The sequence below is a fragment of the Brevundimonas sp. R86498 genome (assembly GCF_044598075.1).
In the GTDB taxonomy this organism is placed as follows: domain Bacteria; phylum Pseudomonadota; class Alphaproteobacteria; order Caulobacterales; family Caulobacteraceae; genus Brevundimonas.
Window position 1 is genome coordinate 2,091,476 of record NZ_CP139004.1, and the last position, 22,116, is coordinate 2,113,591.

At 66.9% G+C, this 22,116-nt stretch carries 21 protein-coding genes and 1 tRNA gene; 11 read left to right on the forward strand and 11 right to left on the reverse strand.

What is annotated here, in order from left to right; genetic code table 11:
* The first annotated feature begins 14 nt into the window (after positions 1-14).
* Positions 15-392 carry a YidH family protein gene (locus SJY26_RS10235; RefSeq protein WP_396592936.1) on the forward strand — a complete coding sequence of 126 codons (378 nt, stop codon included), beginning with the start codon at positions 15-17 and terminating at the stop codon, positions 390-392.
* A gap of 3 nt (positions 393-395) precedes the next feature.
* On the opposite strand, the gene SJY26_RS10240 is transcribed toward SJY26_RS10235, so the two are convergent.
* The 3 genes from SJY26_RS10240 to crcB all read right to left on the reverse strand — a co-directional run bounded on the left by SJY26_RS10240 (position 396) and on the right by crcB (position 2,678).
* Positions 396-1,076, reverse strand: a complete 681-nt coding sequence (locus SJY26_RS10240) for an HAD-IA family hydrolase (protein WP_396592937.1) — start codon at positions 1,074-1,076, stop codon at positions 396-398.
* Between the two features lie 157 nt (positions 1,077-1,233).
* Positions 1,234-2,286: an RluA family pseudouridine synthase gene (locus SJY26_RS10245; protein WP_396592938.1), complete on the reverse strand. Its 1,053-nt coding sequence runs from the start codon at positions 2,284-2,286 to the stop codon at positions 1,234-1,236.
* Complete coding sequence (crcB, locus tag SJY26_RS10250) at positions 2,283-2,678, reverse strand: fluoride efflux transporter CrcB (RefSeq protein ID WP_396592939.1); 396 nt, start codon at positions 2,676-2,678, stop codon at positions 2,283-2,285. Before crcB ends, SJY26_RS10245 begins: the two co-directional genes overlap by 4 nt.
* A gap of 47 nt (positions 2,679-2,725) precedes the next feature.
* Here crcB and SJY26_RS10255 point away from each other — a divergent pair, with 47 nt between their 5' ends.
* Both SJY26_RS10255 and SJY26_RS10260 read left to right on the forward strand, forming a co-directional pair.
* Complete coding sequence (locus SJY26_RS10255) at positions 2,726-3,166, forward strand: DUF2214 family protein (protein ID WP_396592940.1); 441 nt, start codon at positions 2,726-2,728, stop codon at positions 3,164-3,166.
* Positions 3,167-3,312: 146 nt separating this feature from the next.
* Positions 3,313-4,476 carry a hypothetical protein gene (locus SJY26_RS10260; protein ID WP_396592941.1) on the forward strand — a complete coding sequence of 388 codons (1,164 nt, stop codon included), beginning with the start codon at positions 3,313-3,315 and terminating at the stop codon, positions 4,474-4,476.
* A gap of 23 nt (positions 4,477-4,499) precedes the next feature.
* On the opposite strand, the gene SJY26_RS10265 is transcribed toward SJY26_RS10260, so the two are convergent.
* Positions 4,500-4,961, reverse strand: coding sequence for a CC0125/CC1285 family lipoprotein (locus SJY26_RS10265; RefSeq protein ID WP_396592942.1), 462 nt, complete (start codon positions 4,959-4,961; stop codon positions 4,500-4,502).
* Positions 4,962-5,080: 119 nt separating this feature from the next.
* Between SJY26_RS10265 and SJY26_RS10270 the strand changes: the two genes are divergently transcribed.
* Positions 5,081-6,613 carry an acyl-CoA carboxylase subunit beta gene (locus tag SJY26_RS10270; protein WP_396592943.1) on the forward strand — a complete coding sequence of 511 codons (1,533 nt, stop codon included), beginning with the start codon at positions 5,081-5,083 and terminating at the stop codon, positions 6,611-6,613.
* Here SJY26_RS10270 and SJY26_RS10275 read toward each other — a convergent pair whose 3' ends face one another.
* On the reverse strand, positions 6,614-7,360 hold the full coding sequence (locus tag SJY26_RS10275) for a hypothetical protein (RefSeq protein ID WP_396592944.1): 747 nt from the start codon (positions 7,358-7,360) through the stop codon (positions 6,614-6,616).
* 511 nt (positions 7,361-7,871) lie between these two features.
* On the opposite strand from SJY26_RS10275, the gene SJY26_RS10280 reads away from it, so the two are divergent.
* The 4 genes from SJY26_RS10280 (at position 7,872) to SJY26_RS10295 (ending at position 11,028) form a co-directional block, all read left to right on the forward strand.
* Positions 7,872-8,456, forward strand: coding sequence for a Uma2 family endonuclease (locus SJY26_RS10280; RefSeq protein WP_396592945.1), 585 nt, complete (start codon positions 7,872-7,874; stop codon positions 8,454-8,456).
* A gap of 381 nt (positions 8,457-8,837) precedes the next feature.
* Positions 8,838-9,353, forward strand: a complete 516-nt coding sequence (locus SJY26_RS10285) for a hypothetical protein (RefSeq protein ID WP_396592946.1) — start codon at positions 8,838-8,840, stop codon at positions 9,351-9,353.
* Positions 9,354-9,434: 81 nt separating this feature from the next.
* A complete protein-coding gene (locus tag SJY26_RS10290; RefSeq protein WP_396592947.1) occupies positions 9,435-10,004 on the forward strand; it encodes a LemA family protein in 570 nt (189 codons plus the stop codon).
* 190 nt (positions 10,005-10,194) lie between these two features.
* The gene (locus SJY26_RS10295; protein WP_396592948.1) at positions 10,195-11,028 is read left to right on the forward strand and encodes a M48 family metallopeptidase; all 834 of its coding nucleotides are present in this window, start codon (positions 10,195-10,197) and stop codon (positions 11,026-11,028) included.
* Here SJY26_RS10295 and SJY26_RS10300 read toward each other — a convergent pair whose 3' ends face one another.
* Both SJY26_RS10300 and SJY26_RS10305 read right to left on the reverse strand, forming a co-directional pair.
* Positions 11,029-11,763 (reverse strand): arginyltransferase, encoded by a 735-nt coding sequence (locus tag SJY26_RS10300; protein ID WP_396592949.1) that lies wholly within the window; start codon positions 11,761-11,763, stop codon positions 11,029-11,031.
* A 123-nt stretch (positions 11,764-11,886) separates the two neighbouring features.
* A complete protein-coding gene (locus SJY26_RS10305; RefSeq protein ID WP_396592950.1) occupies positions 11,887-12,789 on the reverse strand; it encodes a flagellar motor protein MotB in 903 nt (300 codons plus the stop codon).
* A 109-nt stretch (positions 12,790-12,898) separates the two neighbouring features.
* Between SJY26_RS10305 and SJY26_RS10310 the strand changes: the two genes are divergently transcribed.
* Positions 12,899-12,983: transfer RNA gene (locus SJY26_RS10310), tRNA-Leu, on the forward strand.
* Between the two features lie 54 nt (positions 12,984-13,037).
* Here the strand turns inward: SJY26_RS10310 and SJY26_RS10315 are convergent.
* Positions 13,038-14,699, reverse strand: coding sequence for an amino acid permease (locus tag SJY26_RS10315; protein ID WP_396592951.1), 1,662 nt, complete (start codon positions 14,697-14,699; stop codon positions 13,038-13,040).
* A 122-nt stretch (positions 14,700-14,821) separates the two neighbouring features.
* Here SJY26_RS10315 and SJY26_RS10320 point away from each other — a divergent pair, with 122 nt between their 5' ends.
* Positions 14,822-16,399, forward strand: coding sequence for a sodium-dependent transporter (locus SJY26_RS10320; RefSeq protein ID WP_396592952.1), 1,578 nt, complete (start codon positions 14,822-14,824; stop codon positions 16,397-16,399).
* 98 nt (positions 16,400-16,497) lie between these two features.
* On the forward strand, positions 16,498-18,930 hold the full coding sequence (gene hrpB, locus SJY26_RS10325; RefSeq protein ID WP_396592953.1) for an ATP-dependent helicase HrpB: 2,433 nt from the start codon (positions 16,498-16,500) through the stop codon (positions 18,928-18,930).
* Positions 18,931-18,932: 2 nt separating this feature from the next.
* On the opposite strand, the gene SJY26_RS10330 is transcribed toward hrpB, so the two are convergent.
* The 3 genes from SJY26_RS10330 to SJY26_RS10340 are packed head-to-tail and all read right to left on the reverse strand — an operon-like array spanning position 18,933 to position 22,060.
* The gene (locus SJY26_RS10330) at positions 18,933-19,733 is read right to left on the reverse strand and encodes a TrmH family RNA methyltransferase (RefSeq protein WP_396592954.1); all 801 of its coding nucleotides are present in this window, start codon (positions 19,731-19,733) and stop codon (positions 18,933-18,935) included.
* On the reverse strand, positions 19,730-20,623 hold the full coding sequence (locus tag SJY26_RS10335) for a class I SAM-dependent methyltransferase (RefSeq protein ID WP_396592955.1): 894 nt from the start codon (positions 20,621-20,623) through the stop codon (positions 19,730-19,732). The genes SJY26_RS10330 and SJY26_RS10335 overlap by 4 nt, the downstream gene beginning before the upstream one ends.
* A gap of 18 nt (positions 20,624-20,641) precedes the next feature.
* Positions 20,642-22,060, reverse strand: coding sequence for a glycosyltransferase family 2 protein (locus SJY26_RS10340; protein ID WP_396592956.1), 1,419 nt, complete (start codon positions 22,058-22,060; stop codon positions 20,642-20,644).
* Positions 22,061-22,116 lie beyond the last annotated feature (56 nt).

The following is a 22,116-nucleotide window of genomic DNA, read 5'->3' on the forward strand; positions in this document are numbered from 1 at the left end:
CGGTTGGGTTATCCATGGCCGACGAGACTTCCGATCGCACCGAACTCGCCGGCGAACGCACCGACATGGCCGAGGACCGCACGGCTCTCGCCAATGAGCGCACCTTCGCCGGCTGGGCGCGCACGGCCATGGCGGCCATCGGCATCGGGCTGGCGTTCAACGCCCTGTTTGGCGAGATGCAGCCGACCTGGGCTGCCAAGGCGATCGCGACCGTCTTCATCGTGCTCGGGGTCTTCCTGATCGCCATGGCGGAGCGCCGCGCCTGTGCGATCAACGCCCGCCTGTCCAGCCATTCGGTCAAGGCACTGAAGACGATGAATGTGCGGATCGTGGCGATCGGGATCGGCGTCGGCGCGATCGCCCTCATCGCCGCCATGTGGCTGCTGATCTGACCGTCAGGCCGCGTCCTGCGCCGCTCGGGCGAACCTTTCGAGGGCGGCTTCCAGATCGTCGAAGTCGGTCGCCACGTGGCGGGCACCCGCCGCCAGCTGCTCCTCGACGGTGTGAAACCCCCAGCCCACGCCTTGGGCGGCGGCCCCGGCGGCCAGCGCCATGGCGATGTCGTGGGCCGTGTCGCCGATCATGATGGTCGAGCCGGCATCGGCTCCCGCCGCGATCATGGCGGCGCGCAGCATGGCCGGATCGGGCTTGCCCGGCCCGTCCTCGGCGCAGTGGGACGACAGGAACAGCTCGGCCCAGCCCGCGCGGGCCAGATTGCGGGCCACACCCCGCCGGTTCTGGCCCGTGGCCAGCGACAGCCGCCAGCCGTCGCGGTGCAGACGACGCAGGGTGTCCATGGCCCCGGGATACAGCGGCTCCTCGTGGCCGGCGTCGAACATGCGGGCGAAACTGTCGCGGAAAGCCGCAATGAACCGCTCCAGCTCGTCCGGACCCAGGTCCGGTTCCAGCACCGCCAGCGCATGGGGCAGGGACAGGCCGACGATCTGGCGCACCCGGTCATAGTGCGGATCGGGCAGGCCGAGCGCCCGGGCGGCGTCCGTCGCGGCCTTGAGGATCGAGGCCCGGCTGTCCACCAGCGTCCCGTCGATGTCGAAGACGGCGAGGGGACGGCTCATGATCCTCCCCCATCGGGGGAGGGGGACCGCCGCGCGCTTGCGCGGGGGTGGAGGGGGCTCGCCCCGGACTCCGGCGTTTGCGGTGGGCCCCCTCCGTCACGGCGCGAAGCAGCGCCGCGCCACCTCCCCCGATGGGGGAGGAATGGATCGAGCCGGTTCATCGCTGCCGCTTCACGCCCGCGAACGGGTCGTGATCCGCCTCACCCTCGTCGAAGCCAAAATGCTGGAAGCCGGCGCGCAGCTCGGGGCTGATCGGGGCCTCGACCACCAGCATCCCGCCCGACGGATGCTCCAGCTCGATGCGCCGCGCGTGCAGCTGCAGCTTCAGCGGCCCGCTCAGCTGGGTCGAGGCGTCGTCGCCGTATTTCGGATCGCCCAGGATGGGATGGCCGATTGCCTTCATGTGGGCCCGCAGCTGGTGCGTCCGCCCGGTGAAGGGCCGCAGCGCCATCCACGAGGCCCGCATCCCCGCATGGCTGATCACCGCGAACGCCGTCTCGGCCGGCTCGGCCCCGTTCTCCCTGGGTTCGGCCGGGCGCATGATCTCATAGTCGTTGATGCCCGACTTCTTCAGATGGACATTGATCTGGCCCTCGGCCGGCTTCGGCAGGCCCATCACCAGCGCCCAGTAGGTCTTCTTCGCCTGACGCCGCGCGAACGCCCCCGCCAGCCGCTTGGCCGCCTCCGGCCCCTTGCCCAGCAGCAGGACGCCGGAGGTGTCCCGGTCCAGCCGGTGGACCAGCCGCGGCCGGTCCATGCCCTCGCCCCAGGCCGACAGCAGCCGGTCGACGTGGCGCGTCGTCTTGGTCCCGCCCTGGACCGCCAGCCCCCACGGCTTGTTCAGGGCGATGACCAGGTCGTCCTCATAGATCACCATCGATTTCGCGAAGGCGATATCGGCCGGCGTCAGGGCCATGTGCTCGCCGGGCGCGCGGACGATCGGCTCGGGGATGGGCGGCACCCGCACGGCGGCCCCGGCGGTCAGCCGCCCCTCGGGCTTGATCCGGGCCCCGTCGACGCGGATCTGGCCCCCGCGCGCCATCTTCTGCACCTGGATGTTGGACAGATGCGGCCAGCGCCGGCGGAACCAGCGATCCAGCCGGATGCCGTCCTCGGCCTCGGCCACATACAGGATCTGGGCCTCGCGGGCCCCGACGGGCCCCTTGGGCTCCGGCGCGGCGGGTGTGGTCTCGGTGGGGTCGTAGCTCACAGGGCCGCTCCAAACGCACGCCGGGCCAGCATCAGCCCGATCATCAGGGCGGCAACCGCCAGCACCACCGAAAGCCCCACATAGGCCGCCGCCAGCCCGTAGTCCCGCCGCTCGATCATCAGGACCGTCTCCAGCGAGAAGGCGCTGAAGGTGGTGAACCCACCCAGCACCCCGACGGCGGCGAACACCCGCAGCGTCTCCTGCTCCGCGCCCGCCCGCAGGGCCAGCCAGCCGACCAGCAGCCCCATGGCCAGGCCGCCGACCACATTGACCGTCAGCGTCCCCCACGGCCAGGCTCCCCCCGGCATCAGCCGCGCGGCCGCCAGCCCCACGCCATAGCGCGCCATGGAGCCCAGGGCCCCGCCGATGGCGACCAGCAGAAATCGTGTCATGATCGGCGGCTTATACCCCGCAATCGGCGAAAGCGAAGGGACCCCGCATGCTCGACCTCGTCCTGGCCATCGCCCACCACCTGCTGGTGTTCGGCCTGGCCATCATGCTGGCCATGGAACTGGCGTATCTGCGCGCCGATCCGGTGCCCCTGAAGCGCCTGTCTGGGCTGGACGCCGGCTATGGGGCGGTCGCCGTGCTGGTGCTGGTCGTGGGCGTGGCGCGGATCGTCTGGGGCGCGAAAGGCTGGGCGGCGTACGCGGACAACCCCTTCTTCTGGGCGAAGATCGCCACCTTCACCGTGATCGGCCTGCTGTCGATCCTGCCGACCGTCCGCTTCGTCCAGTGGGGCCGCGCGGCAAAGGCTGATCCGGCGTTCCACCCGCCCGCCGCGGCGCTCGCCGGGGTCGCGACCGTTGTGCGGATCGAGGTCCTGCTGCTCCTTCCGCTCGTTGGTTTCGCTGCCGCCATGGCGCGGTGGCCGCTTTAGGTCGCCAACCTGACCGAAACGTCACTTGCCCGCGGGCAGGGTTAACGGCGATACCCAAGCTTCGCGTTGCGAGAGAACGGCGTCGTATCGCCGGTGCTTCTGACTTACGGTTTCGTCTCGGGTTTCAGGGATTCAAGATCTCCGCCATGTCGCACGACGATCAGACGCCGGCCGCGGCTCCCAGCCTCGACATCCCGGTCTCGCCGCCCGCGCCCCCGCCGGGCGCGGCCGATGTGGCCAACCGCACGCCCCCCCCGGCCACGCCGCCGGCCAATCCCAAGCCCGCGGTGTCTGACGACGGGATCCTGAGACCCATTCAGGAGAGCGACTATTTCACCATGGATCCCGAGGCGATCCAGGTCATCTCCGCCAACATCGACCAGTATTTCAACCAGGCCCTCGACATCTTTCCGTTCTGGGAGACCGAGAACAAGCCGGACCGCTTCCATGTCCTGTTCGCCCGCCAGATCGAGGAACGGTTCCCGGTCGACGCCGACATCCGCGGCCGGATCCATGGCTATGGCCGCCGGGTGTTCGACGCCCTGAGGATCCACGTTCTCGTCAAGCGCCTGACCCAGGCTCTTGCCCTGATCGCCTTCTCGGCCCTCGCCGTCCTCGGGCCGACGGTCTTCGCCGACTGGACCGGCGGCCAGCCCCAGGGCCTCGGTCTGGCCGTGCTCGGCATGCTCATCACCGCCGGCCTGTTCTTCGGCATCTCCTCCATCCTGTTCATCCAGTACCGCTTCCGGCTGGAGAACAATTCCTACGAGCTCTCACGCGAGGTCGTGCAGCGCACCCGCGAGCTCCAGAACCTGTTCACCAACGCCCGCGCCCTGTCCGACCAGGCCGAGACCCAGTTCCAGATGGACGGCAAGGGCTGGGGTCAGCGCGCCCTGTTCCTGACCCGGCTGGTGATGTGGATCGGGGCCCGGATGGAGTACCTCGAAAAGTTCGCCCAGATGGTGCTGTGGCGCACCCGTCGCGAACGCTACTGGATGCGCTGGGTCGGCCGGATCTCGACCCCGCTGGTGCTGATCGTCTGGCTGGCGGTGTTCGCCGTCTGGCCGGCCCCGGCCGTCAACGAGGCCGGGTTCCGGGTGCTCCAGATTGTGGCCCTGCTCATGGCGGTGGTGGTCAGCTGGCTGTCCTACTACCGCTGGCAGACCCCGACGGCGGCGGTGAAGGACAAGCTGGGCGTGGACGGCTGGGTCCGCTACGCCTCGCTCGACGTCGACAACACCATCGGCGACCAGGTCCGGCGCGACAAGGAACGCCTGGTCGAATACCGCGCGCTCACTCGCGGCCGCTGAGGGCGTAGCGGACCTCGCGGGCGTCATAGGCCTCGCCCCGGTCCGGACGCGTGCCCCGGCCCAGCCGGATTTCCAGGCATCGTCGCCGTCGGTGACGGCCCGCTGAAGTTCAGCCCGACGCCCACGCCGACGCCCGACGACGAATAGCGCCGGCCGCCGTAGCGGCTGGAGCCGCCGCCGTAGCCCAGCGACACACTCTGGCTCACGCCCCCGGCGCTGTCCGGACGCCCGTCGATGTAGCGCTGGGTGACCTCGAACCAGTCATAGCCCTGATCCAGCGTCAGCTCGGCCGCCCGCAGCAGGGCCATGTCGGCCACCGGACCCGGGGCCCCGACGCCCGAATAGGTCACGCGGTATCGGTCGCTCTCGATCCGCTGTTCGGAAAAGCCCTGACCGCCCGGCCCGCGCTGGGGACCATAGGGGGCCAAGCTGGCACAGGCCCCCAGCGACAGGGCGGCGGCGATGGCGACGGCGGCGCGGATCATGGGCGGTCTCCTCTTTCACAGCATCAAGCGCGACAGGGCAGGGGGCGTTCCCGCCCGCTTCGCCCGCACGCCTTCTCCCGACCGGGCAACCGGGCTATCGAGGGGCCAAGGAGTCTCCCATGAAAGCCATTCTCGAACAGCTCGAAACCCGCCGCGAGGCCGCGCGTCAGGGCGGGGGCCCCACCCGCATCGCCGCCCAGCACGCCAAGGGCAAGCTGACCGCCCGCGAACGCATCGAGGTCCTGCTGGACGAGGGCTCCTTCGAGGAGACCGACATGTTCGTGGAGCACCGCTCCCACGACTTCGGCATGGAGAAACAGCGCATCCCCGGTGACGGCGTGGTCACCGGCCGGGGCACCATCGGCGGCCGGCTGGTCTATGTCTTCTCCAAGGATTTCACTGTCTTCGGCGGCAGTCTTTCGGGCGCGCATGCGGCCAAGATCGTCAAGCTCCAGACCATGGCCCTGACCAACGGCGCGCCCATCATCGGCCTGTTCGACGCCGGCGGCGCCCGCATCCAGGAGGGCGTCGAGAGCCTCGCCGGCTATGCCGACATCTTCCTGCAGAACACCCTGGCCAGTGGCGTCATCCCCCAGATCAGCGTGATCATGGGCCCCTGCGCCGGCGGCGACGTCTATTCGCCCGCCATCACCGACTTCATCTTCATGGTGAAGGACACGTCCTACATGTACGTGACCGGCCCCGACGTGGTGAAGACCGTCACCAACGAGGTGGTCACCCACGAGGATCTGGGCGGGGCCCGGGTCCATTCCCAGAAATCGGGCGTCGCCGACGGGGCCTTCGAGAACGATCTGGAGGCCCTCAGCGAGGTCCGCCGCCTGATCGGCTTTTTGCCCCTGTCCAACCGCGAAAAGCCGCCTGTGCGTGATAGCTACGACGACCCCGACCGCGACGAGGCCAGCCTCGACACCCTGGTCCCGGCCAATCCGAACCAGCCCTATGACATCAAGGAGCTGATCCTGAAGACGGTCGACGAGGCCGACTTCTTCGAGATCGGGGCTGATTTCGCGAAGAACATCGTCTGCGGCTTCGGCCGTCTGGACGGCCAGCCGATCGGCGTCGTCGCCAACCAGCCCCAGGTCCTGGCCGGCGTCCTCGACATCGACAGCAGCCGCAAGGCCGCCCGCTTCGTCCGCTTCTGCGACGCCTTCGGCATTCCGCTGGTCACCTTCGTCGACGTCCCCGGCTTCATGCCCGGCACACGCCAGGAATACGGCGGCCTGATCAAACACGGGGCCAAACTGCTGTTCGCCTATGCCGAGGCCACGGTCCCCAAACTGACCGTGATCACGCGCAAGGCCTATGGCGGGGCCTATGACGTCATGAGCTCCAAACACCTGCGCGGCGACGTCAACTACGCCTGGCCCAGCGCCGAGATCGCCGTCATGGGCGCCAAGGGCGCGGTCGAGATCATCTTCCGCAAGGAGGCCGGCGACCCGGAAGCCCTGGCGGCGCGGGAGGCGGAGTACAAGGAGAGGTTCGCCAACCCGTTCGTGGCGGCGGGCCTGGGCTATATCGACGACGTGATCATGCCGCACGGGACGCGGCGACGGCTGATCAAGGCGCTACGGACGCTGAAGGGGAAGGTGCAGACGAACCCGTGGAAGAAGCACGATAATATTCCGCTGTGACTAGCTCTTCCACGCGGCAATGACGCCCTTAATGTCGTTTGGCATTACAGCATCTAGGAATTCGCTACATCGCTTATAGTCTATAGTTTTGCGTGCCGCCTGAACTATTATTTTAGGTTCTTTGGTTAGGTGTAAATTTTCTATGCACAGAAGACCAACGCCATGACGAACGCACTCGTCTGTGATTCGGGCACCTTGCTGCGGATAACGCTCAGACCATTCGGAAAAATTGACTGGAAATACTACATAAGCTTTAGTCGCAGCAGTAACATGGGATAGCGCCTCAAAGACGCCAATGACATTTATTTCGTCTGGTCGCTTCACTTCAAATGTGACTACGTCGAACTCATTACCTACTGTCCAAGAGAATTTCTTGTGAGATACTAAAGTGACGTCTGGTCTAGTCCACCGACCTGCAATCTTTGAATCGTCTTTTGCTGTTATTCGCGCTGCAAACTCATTGGGTGCGTATCCGTCTTCCATCCAAACAGAGCAGATGGAATCTAGCACAACTTGATAGTATGCAGATTCTGGAATATTGAACGACTTCAATAAAGAATAAACGTTACCTGGTGCCCGTTTGAGGTGTTTTTTGCTGCAACCCCATTCTGCGGCTTCGTCGAAATCGCTATCGGATATGCCGAGTGCCCGTTTTAGCCTCGTAGCACTTTGCGCACATTCGGCTTCCTCGATGTACCGGACGATCTTCTCAAGGACCGAGAGGATCTGCAAACTTGGTTGAGCCATCGTTTCCCCGATTCGCCAATGAAGCTCAAGAATCGGCTTCGCTCGCGATTGTTTCAGGGATCGTGCGTTTTAACGAGGATCAGCACAACTCGAGCTCACAATTGAGCCCTGCCAGTGACCAACCTCCTCTTCCTCTGCTCCCGCAACCGCCTCCGCTCGCCGACGGCGGAGCGGGTGTTCGCCGCCTGGCCGGGGGTGGAGACGGCGTGGGCCAGACGGCACCCTTCCTTCCTTTCGTCATCCTCCGGCAAGCCGCGCTTGCGGCGCAGACCGGGGGACCCAGCGGTGCCGAAGGCGATCTGTCCAGGCACGATATTTGACCAGAAGGTGCGCGGCAGGTTCGCGCTCCCGCGCGCCGCTGGGTCCCCGGTCTCGCTGCGCTCGCCGGAGGATGACGAAAAAGGAGGGTAGGTCCCGAAGGAAAGCTCCGATCCCCGGCGCGCAAATGACACCGCTCACCCTCACACACCCCCCCGATGACGCCCCGGCCCGCCTCTGTTACCTTCCCCCCATGAACGCCCCCGCCGTCTTCCCAAGGATCGAGCCCGGCAGCCGTCACCGGTTCACGGTCGAGGACGTCTGGCGGATGGTCGAGGCCGGGGTGATCGCGCCGGACGCCTCGCTGGAGATACTCGATGGGGAGATCATCGACATGCCCGGGGAAGGTGAGGTCCATCTCACGTTCAAGGAACTGATCAACCGCCAGCTGGTCGCGGCGCTCGGGATGGAGTGGCGCATCCTTCCGGACGGGACCCTGCATCTGGCCCCGGACGATGCGCCCGAGCCGGACTTCTATGTGGTGGCCCGGACCTCCCCCCTGCGGCCCGTCGATCCCGCCGCCGTGCCGCTGGTGATCGAGATTGCCGACAGTTCGCTGGCCTATGACTCGGGCCGCAAGGCCGCGAAATACGCTGAATATGGGCTCGGCGAATACTGGATCGTCGACGTCAATGCGCGGGTGACCCACGTCCTCAGCGCCCCCGCCGACGGGGCCTATGGCGACAGCCGGCGGGTGCCTTTCGCCGAACCCCTGACGACCGCTTTCCTGCCGGGCCTGACGCTGGTGTTCGACGATCTGGTTCCACCCGACGCCTGAGCAAGGGCGCTTGCACCCCCTACGACCGATTCTGGCGTATCGGCGTGCCACGATGTCTCCCATGCCCCGCCGGACAGGTCCCATCGGGACTCAACGGACTCAACGGACTCAGCGGACTCAGCGGACTCAACGGACTCAGTGGACTCACTTTTTTGCATCATCGGCGCTCGCCGCCGCGTCCATCGCCCGGGCCATCAAACGGTGCCGGATGGGCGCTGGCCGGACCCGGCCGGGCCCGTCGGGGTTGAAAACCCGACCCGGTCGGCCCATCTTGGGCGTATCCTGAAACCCCACCCCTTGTCCGCCAGCGTCCCTCGCGCCGGCGTGCGATTGCCTTTGCGGATGGCGCTTTCAGGACCCGGAAACCCTGAAGGAGACGTCTTGTTCGCTCAACGCAAAGCCCCCCACGCCCCCCGTTCCAACCCCGGTTCGCGCTATGGCTATCGCCCCGCGCCGATCCGCGCCCGTGTCGGTCTGGCCATGCGCCGGTCGATGAACTTCGGCGACATGCCTGACGCCGAGACCGTGCTGAGGTCCAGCGGCCTGTCGCTGGCCCCCATGTCGGTCGGCGACGCCGGCCTGAATGTCGGCGGCACCAGTGTGCTGGCGACGGCCAGCTGCCGCGACATCGACAACGGGGCCCTGAAGGCCCTGGTCGTGCCGGCGGGCGCGCCCGATCCCGAGGCCGAGGCGGCGCTGAACGACGCGATTGTTCGCGCCTGCGCCAAGGGCGCGCCGGTCTTCGCGTTCGGCGAGGGCGTTGTGGCGACCTTGCGCGCCCTGGGCCGCCCGGCGGGCGAGTATGCCGACGCGCCGGCGATCCTGGTCACCGGCGAACGGATCGAGGCGCTGGCCGATATCTCGGCCGTTGCCATGGCGGCAGGGCGAGTGGGTTAGCGGGGCCTATCCCGGATATCGCGGATTTAACTATCCGCGATGTTCGGGCCGCGCGATAATCGCCCGAGACAGGGAGTTCTCATGATCACCTTCATCATCATCGGCGTTATCGTCGTCCTTCTGGTCGCTGTGCTGGTCGGGGCCTACAACAAGCTGGTCGCCCTCGATCAGCGGGCGGATCAGGCCTTCGCCGACATCGACGTCCAGCTGAAACAGCGCAACGACCTGATCCCCAATCTGGTCGAGACGGTGAAGGGCTATGCCAGCCATGAGCAGGGCACCCTGGATGCCGTGACCCGGGCCCGCGCCGCCGCCGCCGGGGCCACCAGCGTCAATGACAAGGTCGCGGCCGACAACATGCTGACCGGCGCGCTGGGCAAGCTGTTCGCGGTGGCCGAGGCCTATCCGGACCTGAAGGCCAACACCAACTTCCTCGAGCTGCAGCGCGAGCTGTCGGACATCGAGAACAAGCTGGCCGCCGCCCGCCGCTTCTTCAACAATGCCGTGGCCGAGTTCAACGCCGTGCGGGCCCAGTTCCCGACCGTGCTGTTCGCCGGGATGTTCGGCTTCGGGGCCGACAAGCCCTTCTTCGAGGTCGACGCCGGCGACCGCGCCGCCATGACCGCCGCCCCGCCGTCGGTGAAGTTCTAGGCCGTCATGGGCGCTGTCGGTCTCCAGACCCACATCTGGGCGAACAACACCCGCACGATCCTGCTGCTGGCCGGGTTTCCGGTCATGCTGGTCGGGGTCATCTTCGGCATCCAGCTGATCCTGATGGGGTTCGGCGTCCTGCCCAACTCGGGCGGGACGCTGGAGCAGGACATCGGTCTCGGCGGCCTCGATGCTGGCCGGCACCATTCCGCTGGCGCTGGTGGTGGCGGCGATCTGGTTCGCCATCGCCTTCTTCGGCAACCAGGCCATCGTCGACGGCCTGACCGGGGCCCGCAAGGTCGAGCGGTCGGTCGAGCCCCAGATCTACAACCTGCTGGAAAACCTCGCCATCTCGCGCGGCCTGCGCACGCCCACCCTGCGCATCATCGAGAAGCCCGAGCTGAACGCCTATGCGTCAGGCCTGCGCGAGGGCCAGTACAGTGTCACCGTGACCCGCGGTCTGATCGAGGCGCTGGACCGCGACGAGATGGAGGCTGTGCTCGCCCACGAACTGACCCACGTCATCAACAAGGACGTGCGCACCATGGTGATCGCCTCGATCTTCGCGGGCATCATCACCGTCCTGGCCGAGCTGGTGTTCCGCAGCCTGTTCTATGTGCGCGGCGGGCGTCGGGACAACAAGAACGCCGGGCCGCTGCTGCTGATCGGCTTCGTCATCGCCCTGGTCGGGTTCGCCCTGGCCATCGTCATCCGGCTGATGCTGTCGCGCACGCGCGAATATGTGGCCGACGCCGGGGCGGTGGAGCTGACCAAGAACCCGGACGCCATGATCTCGGCCCTGAGGAAGGTCTCCGGCCGCTCCCGGCTCAAGGCCCCGGACGAGCTCCAGGGGATGTTCCTCGACAATCAGAAGGAGGGATTCCTCGACAGCCTGTTCGCCACCCACCCCCCGATCGACAAACGGATCGCGGCCCTCGTTCGGTTCGGCGGCGGCGTCGATCCCGGACCGTGGGCCGGTCAGGCGCTGCCGGCCCCGGCGACCGCGGTCCCGCTGTCGGGCTGATCAGTCGAACCGGGTCCAGCCCAGCGGCTGCAGCACTTCCAGCGGCCGGAACTGGGCCTTGTAGTCCATCTTGGGCGAGCCCTGGACCCAGTAGCCCAGATAGACATAGGGCAGCCTGACGGTGGCGGCCTGACGGACGTGGTCGAGGATGGCGAACACCCCCAGCGACCGCTTCTCCAGCGCCGGATCGAAGAAGGAATAGACCATCGACAGCCCGTCCGACAGCAGGTCGGCCAGGGTCACCGCCACCAGATCGCCCGGGCCTTCGTCGGTCGAGGGCAGGCGGTACTCGATCAGATGGGTCCGGACCGCCGTGTCCTCGACCATGGCGATATAGTCCTGCCAGGTCATGTCAGTCATGCCGCCGCCCGGGTGGCGGGTCGACAGATAGCGTTTCAGCAGGGCGAACTGCTCCTGGGTCGCCTCGGCCTCGACCAAGTCGCGCGACAGGTCGGCGTTGCGGGCGAGGACCTTGCGCTGGCCCCGAGACGGCGTGAAGTCGGCCACGGGCAGCCGGACCGAGACGCAGGCGTCACAGCCCTCGCAGGCGGGCCGATAGGCAATGTTCTGGCTCCGCCGGAACCCGGCGTGGGTCAGCTCGTCGTTGACATGGGCCCCGTCCGAGAAGGGCAGGTTGGCGAACACCTTCCGCTCGGTCATGCCGGGCAGATAGGGGCAGGGGGCGACGGCCGTCATGAAGAAGCGAAGCTGGCGCGTCGGTACATGCTGCGTCACGTCAGCCTGCCCGCATCCGAAGTCGTCGCCCGTCTGGCCGCTGTCTGGTCATGGCGTGATTTGGCGTCATTCCGTGCGGTGCCGCAAGAGCGTTCGCGCCGCAACCGAATGCCGCCGGTCCCGTCACAGACTGGTGTCCATCGGCAGCACCGGGGCCTCGCGCAGCAGGACGATGGCGATGCGCCGGTTGCCGGGCAGGGAGGGGTCATCAGGATAGAGCGGATCGGACCCCGCCTTGCCCGCCACCGAATAGACCCGGTCGGCATCAATGCCCGCGGTCTGCAGGATCTGGCGCGAGGCATCGGCCCGGTTGGCCGACAGGGGCCAGTCGCTGGGCGTCGACGCCCGGCCGGAGCCGGCCACGGCGCTGGTATGGCCCGAGATGGAGATCCGGTTGGGCAGGCGGTTCACGACCCCCGCCACAGCCCGCAGCAGCACCTGGGCCCGGGCATTGGGTCGCGCGGAGTTCTGTTCGAACATTGACCGGCCTTCCTGGTCGACCAGCTGGATGCGCAGGCCCTCGGGAGTCTGGTCGATGATCAGCTGTTTCGACAGCTCGGCCAGTTCGGGCATCCGCTGCATGGCCTGCCGCAGGGATTCGGCCGCCGAGGCGAACTCGGCCGCCTCCCGCGTGGCGATCTCCTCGCGCAGCTGCGCCTCGGACGCCGCGGCCAGGTTGGCGCTCGGGCCGGCTTCATCCGGTGCATCCAGCGGGGCCTCGGGGGCCTGTTGCTCCATCAGTTCGCGCGATCCGGCGCTCATCGCCCCGTCGGCCCCCAGCGCGGTTCCTCCCAGCAGGCCGCCGGAGCCGGACGTGGAGTCCGAGACGTTGGAAGGGGCGAAATAGGCGGCGATGCCCTTCTTCTGTTCCGGGTCGGTCGTGTTGATCAGCCACATCAGCAGAAAGAAGGCCATCATTGCCGTCACGAAGTCGGCATAGGCTACCTTCCACGCGCCACCATGGTGGCCGCCGCCGGACACCTTCTTGACCTTCTTGATGATGATCGGACGTTCGCTGGCGTTCATCGGTACGGGCCTGAGGAAACTCAGCGTGACCGTGGGCGATCAAGGTTAAGGCGGCGTTGCGAACTCGGGAGTTGTCCGTGCGGCCATCTGCCCCTAAACCCGCCGCCACGCGGATGTGGCGGAACTGGTAGACGCACCAGATTTAGGTTCTGGCATCGCAAGGTGTGGAGGTTCGAGTCCTCTCATCCGCACCAAAAAGGCCCGGAGCGATTGCTCCGGGCTTTTCCGTTTCAGGACTGTCCGAAGACCTAGTCCTTCTGGTTGTCGACGCCCCGGCCCATGGCTTCGGCGGGAGAGGAGATGGTTGTCTCCTCGGTGATGTCGATGCCCTTGGCCAGTTTCGAATTCCAGAAGCCGTAGGCGGCATAGATCAGCGCGCCCACGACGGCGTAACAGGCCAAGATCGTCAGCGGGATGGTGTTGCCGTTGAGGGCATGCTGGATCATCGGCCAGAAGTTGAAGCCGGCCAGCGACAGACAGGCGAGGATGCCCAGCACCGCTGTGAAGATGCCGCCCGGGACCTTGAATGGACGTTCCATCTCCGGATGCTTGATGCGCAGGAAGATCACGCTCAGGCACACGATCGAGAAGGCAACGGCCGTCCCCAGGGACACGAGGTCTCCGAGGATCGAGATCGGCAGGAAGGACGCCGCGATGGCGATCAGGATGCCGAGCAGGATGGTGCCGATCCACGGCGTGCGGAAGTTCGGGTGGATCACGGCGAAGACGCGCGGCAGCAGACCGTCACGCGCCATGGTGTAGAAGATCCGCGTCTGACCGTAGCAAAGCACGAGCATGACGGAGGTCAGGCCTGTGATGGCCCCGATCTTGATCAGGAAGCTGATGAGGTTGATCTGGCCCCCTGCGGCCGAGGCGAGCGGCACATTGGCCCAGTCGAGTCCCATGCGATCGATCGCGACGGCCACCGGAGCGGGGCTGGCCAGCTCGAGATAGGGAACGACGCCGGTCATCACGGCAGCGACGGCCATGTAGATCAGCGTACAGACAAACAGGGCCCCCAGAATGCCAATCGGCACGTCCTTGGAGGGGTTCTTGGCCTCGGCAGCGGCTGTGGAGACCGCTTCAAATCCGACATAGGCAAAGAAGATGATCGACGCGCCCCGGAGGATGCCGGTGCCGCCATACTCCCCGAAGTTGCCCGAGGTATTTTCAGGAATGAACGGGATCCAGTTGTCGGGGTTCACATACCCGATGCCGACCGCGATGAAGGTCAACAGCACGATGATCTTGATGATCACGATGATGTTGTTGATCTTCGCTGACTCGCTGACCCCAAGCACCAGCAGCCCACACACCGCCGCGATGCCGATGGCCGCAACAAGGTTGAAAGTTCCGGTGAGCGGGAAGCTGCTGCCCGTTTCCGAAACGACGGCCTGAATCAGCGGCGTCGCGAGCGAGGGGCCTTCGCCTCCCGCGTACTGGATGGTCGGGAACATGGCCTGGGCAATCCCGAAATCGTTCAGGATGGAAACCACGTAGCCCGACCAGCCGACCGCCACGGTCGAGGCAGCGACCCCGTACTCCAGCACCAGCAGCCAGCCCATGATCCAGGCGAAGACCTCGCCGAGCGTTCCATAGGCGTAGGTATAGGCCGAGCCGGATACCGGCATGGTTGATGCCAGTTCGGCGTAGCAGAGGCCGGCCAAGCCGCAGGCGATGCCCGCGACCACGAACGACAGCATAATCGCTGGACCGGCATGAGCGGCTGCGACCTGCCCGGTCAGGACGAAGATCCCTGCCCCGATGATGGCTCCGATGCCGAGGCTCATCAGGTTGATGGGACCCAGAGTCCGCTTCAACTCGCTCTTGGCTGCCTCCTTCTGGATCTGGGCGACGGATTTCTTGAGGAACAGACGGTTCCCCTTTGGCCTAAGGCCTGCTGCGGACATAAAGACCCACCCCTCTTGAAAAAAACGGTGCCCATCCAGGGCCCGCCTTGGTCTGACCGGTAGCGGGCCTGTCGCACCGTGGCAACGCGGTTTCAGAACGGTGAACCGCTTGAGACTCTTTCGTGACCGCCACTGTGTCGGCTGAAACGCAGCATGGTCTGAGGACCCGGGGATCTCCTGCTGGTGCCCCAGGTTCAAACTGCCTAGGATCGCAGGGGCGATGTGTGTCCGGATGGCATTGTCCGGTGAGGAATGGGGAGTGGAGATTGGCTGGCAAAATGGCGGCGCCGGATCAGGCGCAATGGTCCTCGAAGGCAGCGTTCGTTCTGGCAGCAACGGGGTCGGCCGTCGGCCTCGGCAACCTTTGGCGTTTTCCAACTGAAGCCGGGAGCAACGGCGGCGGTGCATTCGTGCTGTTGTACGTTCTTTGCGTCGTTCTGATCGCCCTGCCGCTTCTGCTGGCCGAGAGCCTGATCGGTCGTCACGGTCAGCGGTCGACGATCGGGAGTGCGGTCCAGCTGGCGCGGCAGTCCGGTGCCAGCCCCGCATGGAGCCTGCTGGCTGTGGTCGGTCTGATCGCCAACACGGCCATCCTGACGTTCTACTGCGTGGTGGCGGGCTGGGTGGTCTATTTTATCGGAACCAGCGCGGTTGACGTCGTTGGTGCCATGACGGCGGGACAGCCGCTACGCGGCGCCTACGCACTTCAGTCCGTCGATGAGATCCAGCAGATCATGCCGACGCTGTTCGCCAATCCGGTGCTGCTGGTGGGGCTCCAGTTTGCCTTTGTGCTGGTCACGGTGTGGATTGTCGCCCGGGGGGTCAAGGGAGGCATCGAGATGGCCGCCACCTGGTTGATGCCCGCCTTCTTCTTCCTGCTCATCGGTATCACCGTCTATGCCGCGATCGTTGGTGACTTCGCTGCGGCCGTGACCTTCCTGTTCACGCCCGACTTTGAGCGCGCGCTGCAGCCCGGCGTTCTGAGCTCCGCGCTGGGACAGGCCTTCTTTTCTCTGAGCCTCGGCGGCGGGGCCATGATCGCCTATGGGGCCTATGCCTCGCGCGACACAAACCTCGCCCAGACATCGGGCATGATCGCGTTCGCCGATACGGCCGTGGCCATCATCGCAGGCCTTGCCATTTTCCCGATCGTGTTCAGCGTGGGCATGGAACCGGATGCCGGCCCAACCCTCATGTTCCAGTCAATGCCCACGGCGTTCCATTCGATGCCGGGCGGCGCAATCGTCGGGTTGCTATTCTTCGTCCTCGCTCTGTTTGCGGCTCTGACTTCGTCCGTTTCCCTGCTTGAGATCTCGGTCGGCTGGGTAATGGAGAGGTTCGGGGCATCCCGCGGCAAGGCGGCGACCGGGATCGGGGCCCTCGTTTTCCTGGTTGGCCTGCTTTCGGCGCTGTCGTTCAATGTTCTGGCAGACCAGAGGCCGATCCCGTTCATTCCGGGGTTTGAAAACGCCAACTGGTTCGACGCAATCGACGGGATCACAGGTCGGTTGCTGCTCCCTCTATCCGGTCTGATCACCGCCATCTTCATCGGCTGGGTCGCCGATCGCAAACTGGTCAATGGTGAGACCGGACTGACCGGTGGCGCTCTCGTCGCCTGGCGTTTCCTGATCGCCTGGCTCTGCCCGGTGGCTGTGGCGGCGATTCTTGTCATCGGGCTGTTCCCGCAGCTGCTGGGCTAGGCTGACCCCGGAAAGTTCACCGTCCGCGGGGCGGTCGGTGTTTCGAACCGCCCCGGGTCGATCGTGACTTTTGACTGGCGTTGCGGCAGGTCGGTCGCATGACGTTGCCGATCCACGCTGTTCTCGAACCGCTCCGCGCCGCATTGGATCAGGGGAACGTCGCGGTGCTGGCTGCCCCACCCGGTGCCGGCAAGACCACGGTCGTGCCGCTGGCCTTGCTGGAAGCGGCGTGGCTGGGGCAGGGCCGGATCCTCGTCCTCGAGCCCCGGCGTCTCGCGGCGCGGGCTGCGGCTGAACGCATGGCGTCGATGCTTGGTGAGAAGGCCGGCGAGACCATCGGCTATCGGACACGTTTGCAAAGCCGGGTGGGGCACCGCACCCGGGTAGAGGTCATTACCGAGGGTGTGTTCACCCGCATGATCCTCGATGATCCCGGGCTGGACGGCGTCGGCGCGGTGCTGTTCGACGAGTTTCACGAGCGGAGTCTGGATGCGGATCTGGGCCTTGCTCTGGCGCGAGACAGCCAGAAGGTGCTGCGTGAGGATCTCCGGCTGGTTGTCATGTCAGCCACGCTCGACATCGCAGGGGTCGCCCGGCTTCTCGGTGGTGCACCCATCATTGAAGCCGAGGGGCGGGCCTTTCCGGTCGAAACCCTCTATCGCGGGCGCAATCCGGTCGAGCGGATCGAGGACGCCATGGCCCGGGCCTGTCTCGAAGCGCTTGGCGATCAGCGCGGCTCAATCCTCGCTTTTCTGCCGGGGCAGGCCGAGATCCATCGGGTGGCCGGATTGGTCCGTGACCGGCTGAAGGACCCGGCCGTTGATGTCGTTGGCCTTTTTGGCGCGCTGGACAAGACAGAGCAGGATCGCGCCATTGCGCCCTCGCCGTCAGGCAGACGCAAGCTGGTTCTGGCCACATCGGTCGCCGAGACGAGTTTGACGATCGAGGGGGTCACGGTCGTGATTGACTCGGGGCTGTCTCGCGTGCCGCGCTTTGAGGCATCCAGCGGGTTGACCCGACTGGCGACAGTTCGGGTCAGCCGGTCCTCGGCCGAGCAACGCCGGGGACGAGCGGGCCGAACGGCACCGGGCGTTTGCTACCGGCTTTGGGATGAGGAGACCACGCGCGGGCTCGTGGTCCATCAGCGGCCCGAAATCCTTGAGGCGGACCTGACCGGACTGGCCCTTGATCTGGCCCGTTGGGGCGCGCGGTCCGCGGAGGGGCTGGCGCTGCTTGACCCCCCTCCTGCAGGAGCCTTTGCCGAGGCGCGCGCCGTTCTGGGTCGTCTGGGCGCGCTGGATGATGCCGGCGGTCTGACCTCACACGGGCAGCGCCTTGCCGCCTTGCCGCTGTCGCCACGCCTTGGCCATCTGGTTGCCCGTGCCGCCGATGCCGGGGCGGCCCGGCTCGGCGCGCGCATTGCCGCCGTGCTTAGCGAACCGGGCCTTGGGGGGCGGGATGTGGATTTGCGCGAGCGGTTGCGAGGCTTCGACCTCGATCGCTCACCACGCGCCAATGATGCCCGCAAACTGGTTGACCGGTGGGTCCGGGCCGCGGGCGCTCCGGGCGGGAACGATGGGGAGGTCGATCCCGGGACCTTGATTGCGGCAGCCTTTCCAGAGCGGATTGCCAGGGTCCGTGGAAAGCCGGGTGAGGTCTTGCTGGCCTCCGGGCGAGGCGCGTTTGTGGACGCGACCGCCCCGCTGGCTTCCGAGGCCTGGCTGGCGGTTGCAGATCTGGGCGGAGGCGACGCAAGGGACCGGATTCGGCTGGCGGCTCCGCTGGACGTGGAGGCAATCAGGGACAGGATCGCCGTCGAGGACCGATTGATCCGTGAGCCCTCAGGCCGGGTTGTCACCCGACGCTTCCGGCGTATCGGGGCGATCGTGGTCGATGATCGCATCACCGGTACCCCAGATGCACGGGCGGTTGCAGCCCTGCTCCGCGACGAGGTCGAGCGGGGCGGTGTGGCTCTGCTGCCATGGGGCGAGCGCGCGGCCGCCCTGCGGGCCCGACTCTCCTTTGTCCGGACACTCGACGAAGGCTGGCCTGACACCTCGGACGAAGGCTTGCTGGCAACGCGGGAGATCTGGTTGTGGCCGTTGCTCGAGGGTCTTCAGTCGCTGGACAGGCTATCGGATAGTGCGCTGGACCAAGGCCTTCGGTCACTCGTCCCTTGGGACCGCCAGAGGGCGCTTGACCAGTTGGCCCCGGCCCGTCTCCAGACGCCTCTTGGTTCTGCCGTCATTGACTACGCGGCAGAGAGCGGTCCGCGCGTGGAGATCCGCGTGCAGGAACTGTTCGGTGTGACGGTCCACCCGGCGGTGGGTGGTGGTCGCGTTCCCCTGACGCTCGCCTTGCTGTCACCCGCAAGGCGTCCTGTGCAGGTGACCCGGGACCTGCCGGGCTTCTGGAAAGGGTCGTGGTCGGCGGTCCGGGCCGAGATGCGGGGCCGCTACCCGCGCCACCCCTGGCCGGAGAACCCTGCCGAGGCCCCGCCGACCAACCGTGTCAAGCCGCGCGGAACCTGAGTTCAGAGCGTGTCCGTCACTGCGTAGACCATGATGCCGGTGGCCACTGCCAGGTTCAGGCTGTCGGCGCGCCCACGCATGGGAATCTTGACGTTGACGTCACAGGCTGCGGCCAGCGCATCGGTCAGTCCCGCCTGTTCATTCCCCATCACGACGAGCGTCGGGCGTTGATAGGCGGCGTCCCGATAGCGGATCGTCGCATCCAGCCGGGTGCCGACGACGCTGCCGGGCCAGTTCGTGCGCCAGGCCAGAAAGGCCTCCGGTGTGGCCCGGGTGATGGCGACCGCGAACACTGAACCCATGGTCGCGCGCACCGCTTCCACCGAGAACGGATCGACGCAGTCGCCGATCAGGATCACACCGCCGCACCCGGCGGCATCGGCCGTGCGGATGATGGTGCCCAGGTTGCCGGGGTCGCGGACCTGCTCCAGAGCGACCCAGCAGGGGGCGGACTGCGGATCGATCGCCTGCAGCGGCGTGAAGGCCTGTTCGAAAACGGCGAGCACCGTCTGGGGGTTTTCCCGGCGACTGATCTTCTCGAGGATGGGGTGGGTGACGGTGACCACGTCGCCGCCGGTGCGGCGGGTCTCTGCGATCGCCCGATCCAGCAGCGGATGGGCCCGGGCCTCCATGCCGACGAGCAGGGTTGTTGGCGTGCGGCCCTGATCGAGGGCCTCGCCGATGAACTTGAGACCTTCGGCGAGGAACAGGCCGGTCGCCTCGCGCTCCTTGCGCATATGCAGCGCGCGGATGGCCTTGACGGTCTCGTTGGTCAGGGAGGTTATGAGACGACCATCGCTCATGACGCGCACCAGCGGGCGAAGAAGCTGAGGCCGATGGCGCGTGCGTCCGCGCCGTCTTCAGACAGGGCCAGTTCGCCCCAGTCAATCCGACCCGCGCGTGTCGCTGTCGCCTCGGCCATCTGATGGGCGAGGGACAGGCCGGAGATGCGGGCGGCATAGGCGTTCAGCAGCAGGAAGTCGGCGTCGTCCGACAGCAGGGCGGCGCAATCCGCCAGCAGCGCAGGCATGTCCTCGAACAGCCGCCAGACCTCTCCGGTGGGCCCGCGGCCGTATTTCGGCGGGTCCAGGATGATGCCATCGTAGCGGGAGCCCCGACGGACCTCGCGGGCGACGTATTTGCGGGCGTCCTCGACGATCCAGCGGATCGGGCGGTCCTCCATGCCCGAGAGGGTCGCATTTTCGCGGGCCCAGGCGACGGACTTCTTGGAGGCATCGACGTGGGTGACCTCTGCCCCGGCGGCGGCACAGGCGAGGCTGGCGACGCCCGTGTAGCCGAACAGGTTCAGGATCCGCGGCTGGTCAAGGCGGCGGATGCGGGCGTCCAGCCACTCCCAGTTGGCCGCCTGTTCGGGAAAGAAGGCCAGATGCCGGAACGGCGTGAAGCGACCAGTGAAACGGACGTCCCGCCATGACAGGGGAAACGTCTCGACCGGCTTGCCGATGAAGCGCCAGCGGCCGGATTCGTCCTCGTCGTCGGGATCGAAGGTCGCGGTTGCGGTGGCGAAGGCGTCGGGATCGCGCGGGGTCCAGAAGCACTGCGGCTCGGGCCGGACGACCGTGTGGGGGCCGTAGCGCTCCAGCTTTCGTCCGCCACCGCTGTCCAGCAGAGCGTAGTCGGACCAGGCCCGGGTTATGAGCGTCTGCGGGCTGGGCGAGAATACGGGCGGCATCGGCAAGCCCTTATGCCGTCAGGCGACCTCGCGTCCAGCATCCAGGTGTGAGTTTGGCAGTCCCGGGTCCGGACTGTGCCGCGTCTTGTCCCATGCGAAGGGCTCACGAACCAGACGCCACAAGGCGTGATAGAAGCCGAGACTCAGCAGGGACCAGTAGGCCGGAGCGACGATCATGTCGACGGGCGTGTAGGGAACGCCGGCACGGCCCGCGCCGACGTGACCGGTCAGCCAGGCGGCCGAGGTCCCCCACGCGAGGACGGCCATCGCAAAGATCGGCGTGGCGGGTTGCAGGCCGGCCGCCAGGGCGATGGCGACGCTGGCCACCACCCAGGCGACGGTGCCGGCGTGGATCGCCGCGGACGCGAGTGCCACGCCGACCGTCAGGGCGAGCGAGGCACAGCCGCGCCAGCCGAGACGGCGCAGATCGCGGGTGTGGACGCCCCAGGTCTGCATATAGCCTTTCAGCCAGCGCGTCCGCTGCGGCAGCCAGTCGACAAGGGCTCCGGGCGGCGGTTCGAGCGTGGGGCGCGACAGCGTGCCGAGCCGGCCTCCCGCCCGCCACAGGCGAAAGCCGAGATCCGCGTCCTCGGTGACGTTATGGGCGTCCCATCCACCGACAGCGCGCAGGGCGTCGACGCGGAAGTGGTTGCTGGTGCCGCCAAGGGGGAAGGGGAGACCGAGGCGGGCCATTGCGGGCAGGGTGACCTCGAAGAGGGCTGCGTACTCCACGGCGAACTGGCGATCCAGGAAGGGGCTGTCCGAACGGTCTCGGGTCCGGATGCGCAGGGGCGACTGGAGGGCCCAGAGTGATCCGGTCGTGTCGGCGGCGAAGCGTTGGGCGGCCTCGCGCTGTTGAAGGGGATCCGGGGCGTCCTCGGCGTCATAAACGGTGACGAACTGGCCGCGGGCGGCAGCGAGGCCATGATTCAGGGCATGCGGCTTGGTGCGCTGGCCATCCTCGGGGACCACACACACCTGCAGCCAGGGCGGAAGGGAACAGGCCCGGGCCGCGGCGATGGTCGCGCGATCATGGGCCTCGAGCAGCAGATAGCCCTCGAGCCGGTCGCGAGGATAGTCGATGGCCGCGAGGCGCGGGACCAGCTGGGGCAGGATCTCCGCCTCGTCCAGCAGGGCCACGAGCACAGTGTAGCGCGGCAGCTTCTGCCCCCGGACCATTGGCCAGGGGGCTGGCATGTTGAGGCTGGCCACGGCGAGCAGGCACCGCCAGAAGCCATAGAGAACGAAGGCCAGCTGCACGGCGAAGACCGACTGCTTGAGCATCACGTCGGGCGCGGCCAGGAAGGCTGCGACGCCGGCACCCGAAATCGCGAGCCAGACCAGCGCCTGGCCGAGGCCGAGCGACCGCTGCGACGCCCGGTGCGGGTAGGCCGCGTCCTGTATCCTGGCTATGCCGCTCGCCCCCGTGCGCGCCATACGGCACAGCTATCGCGGGTCTCGCCATGCGGCAAGCCGTTGGCACCGCCGTGGCA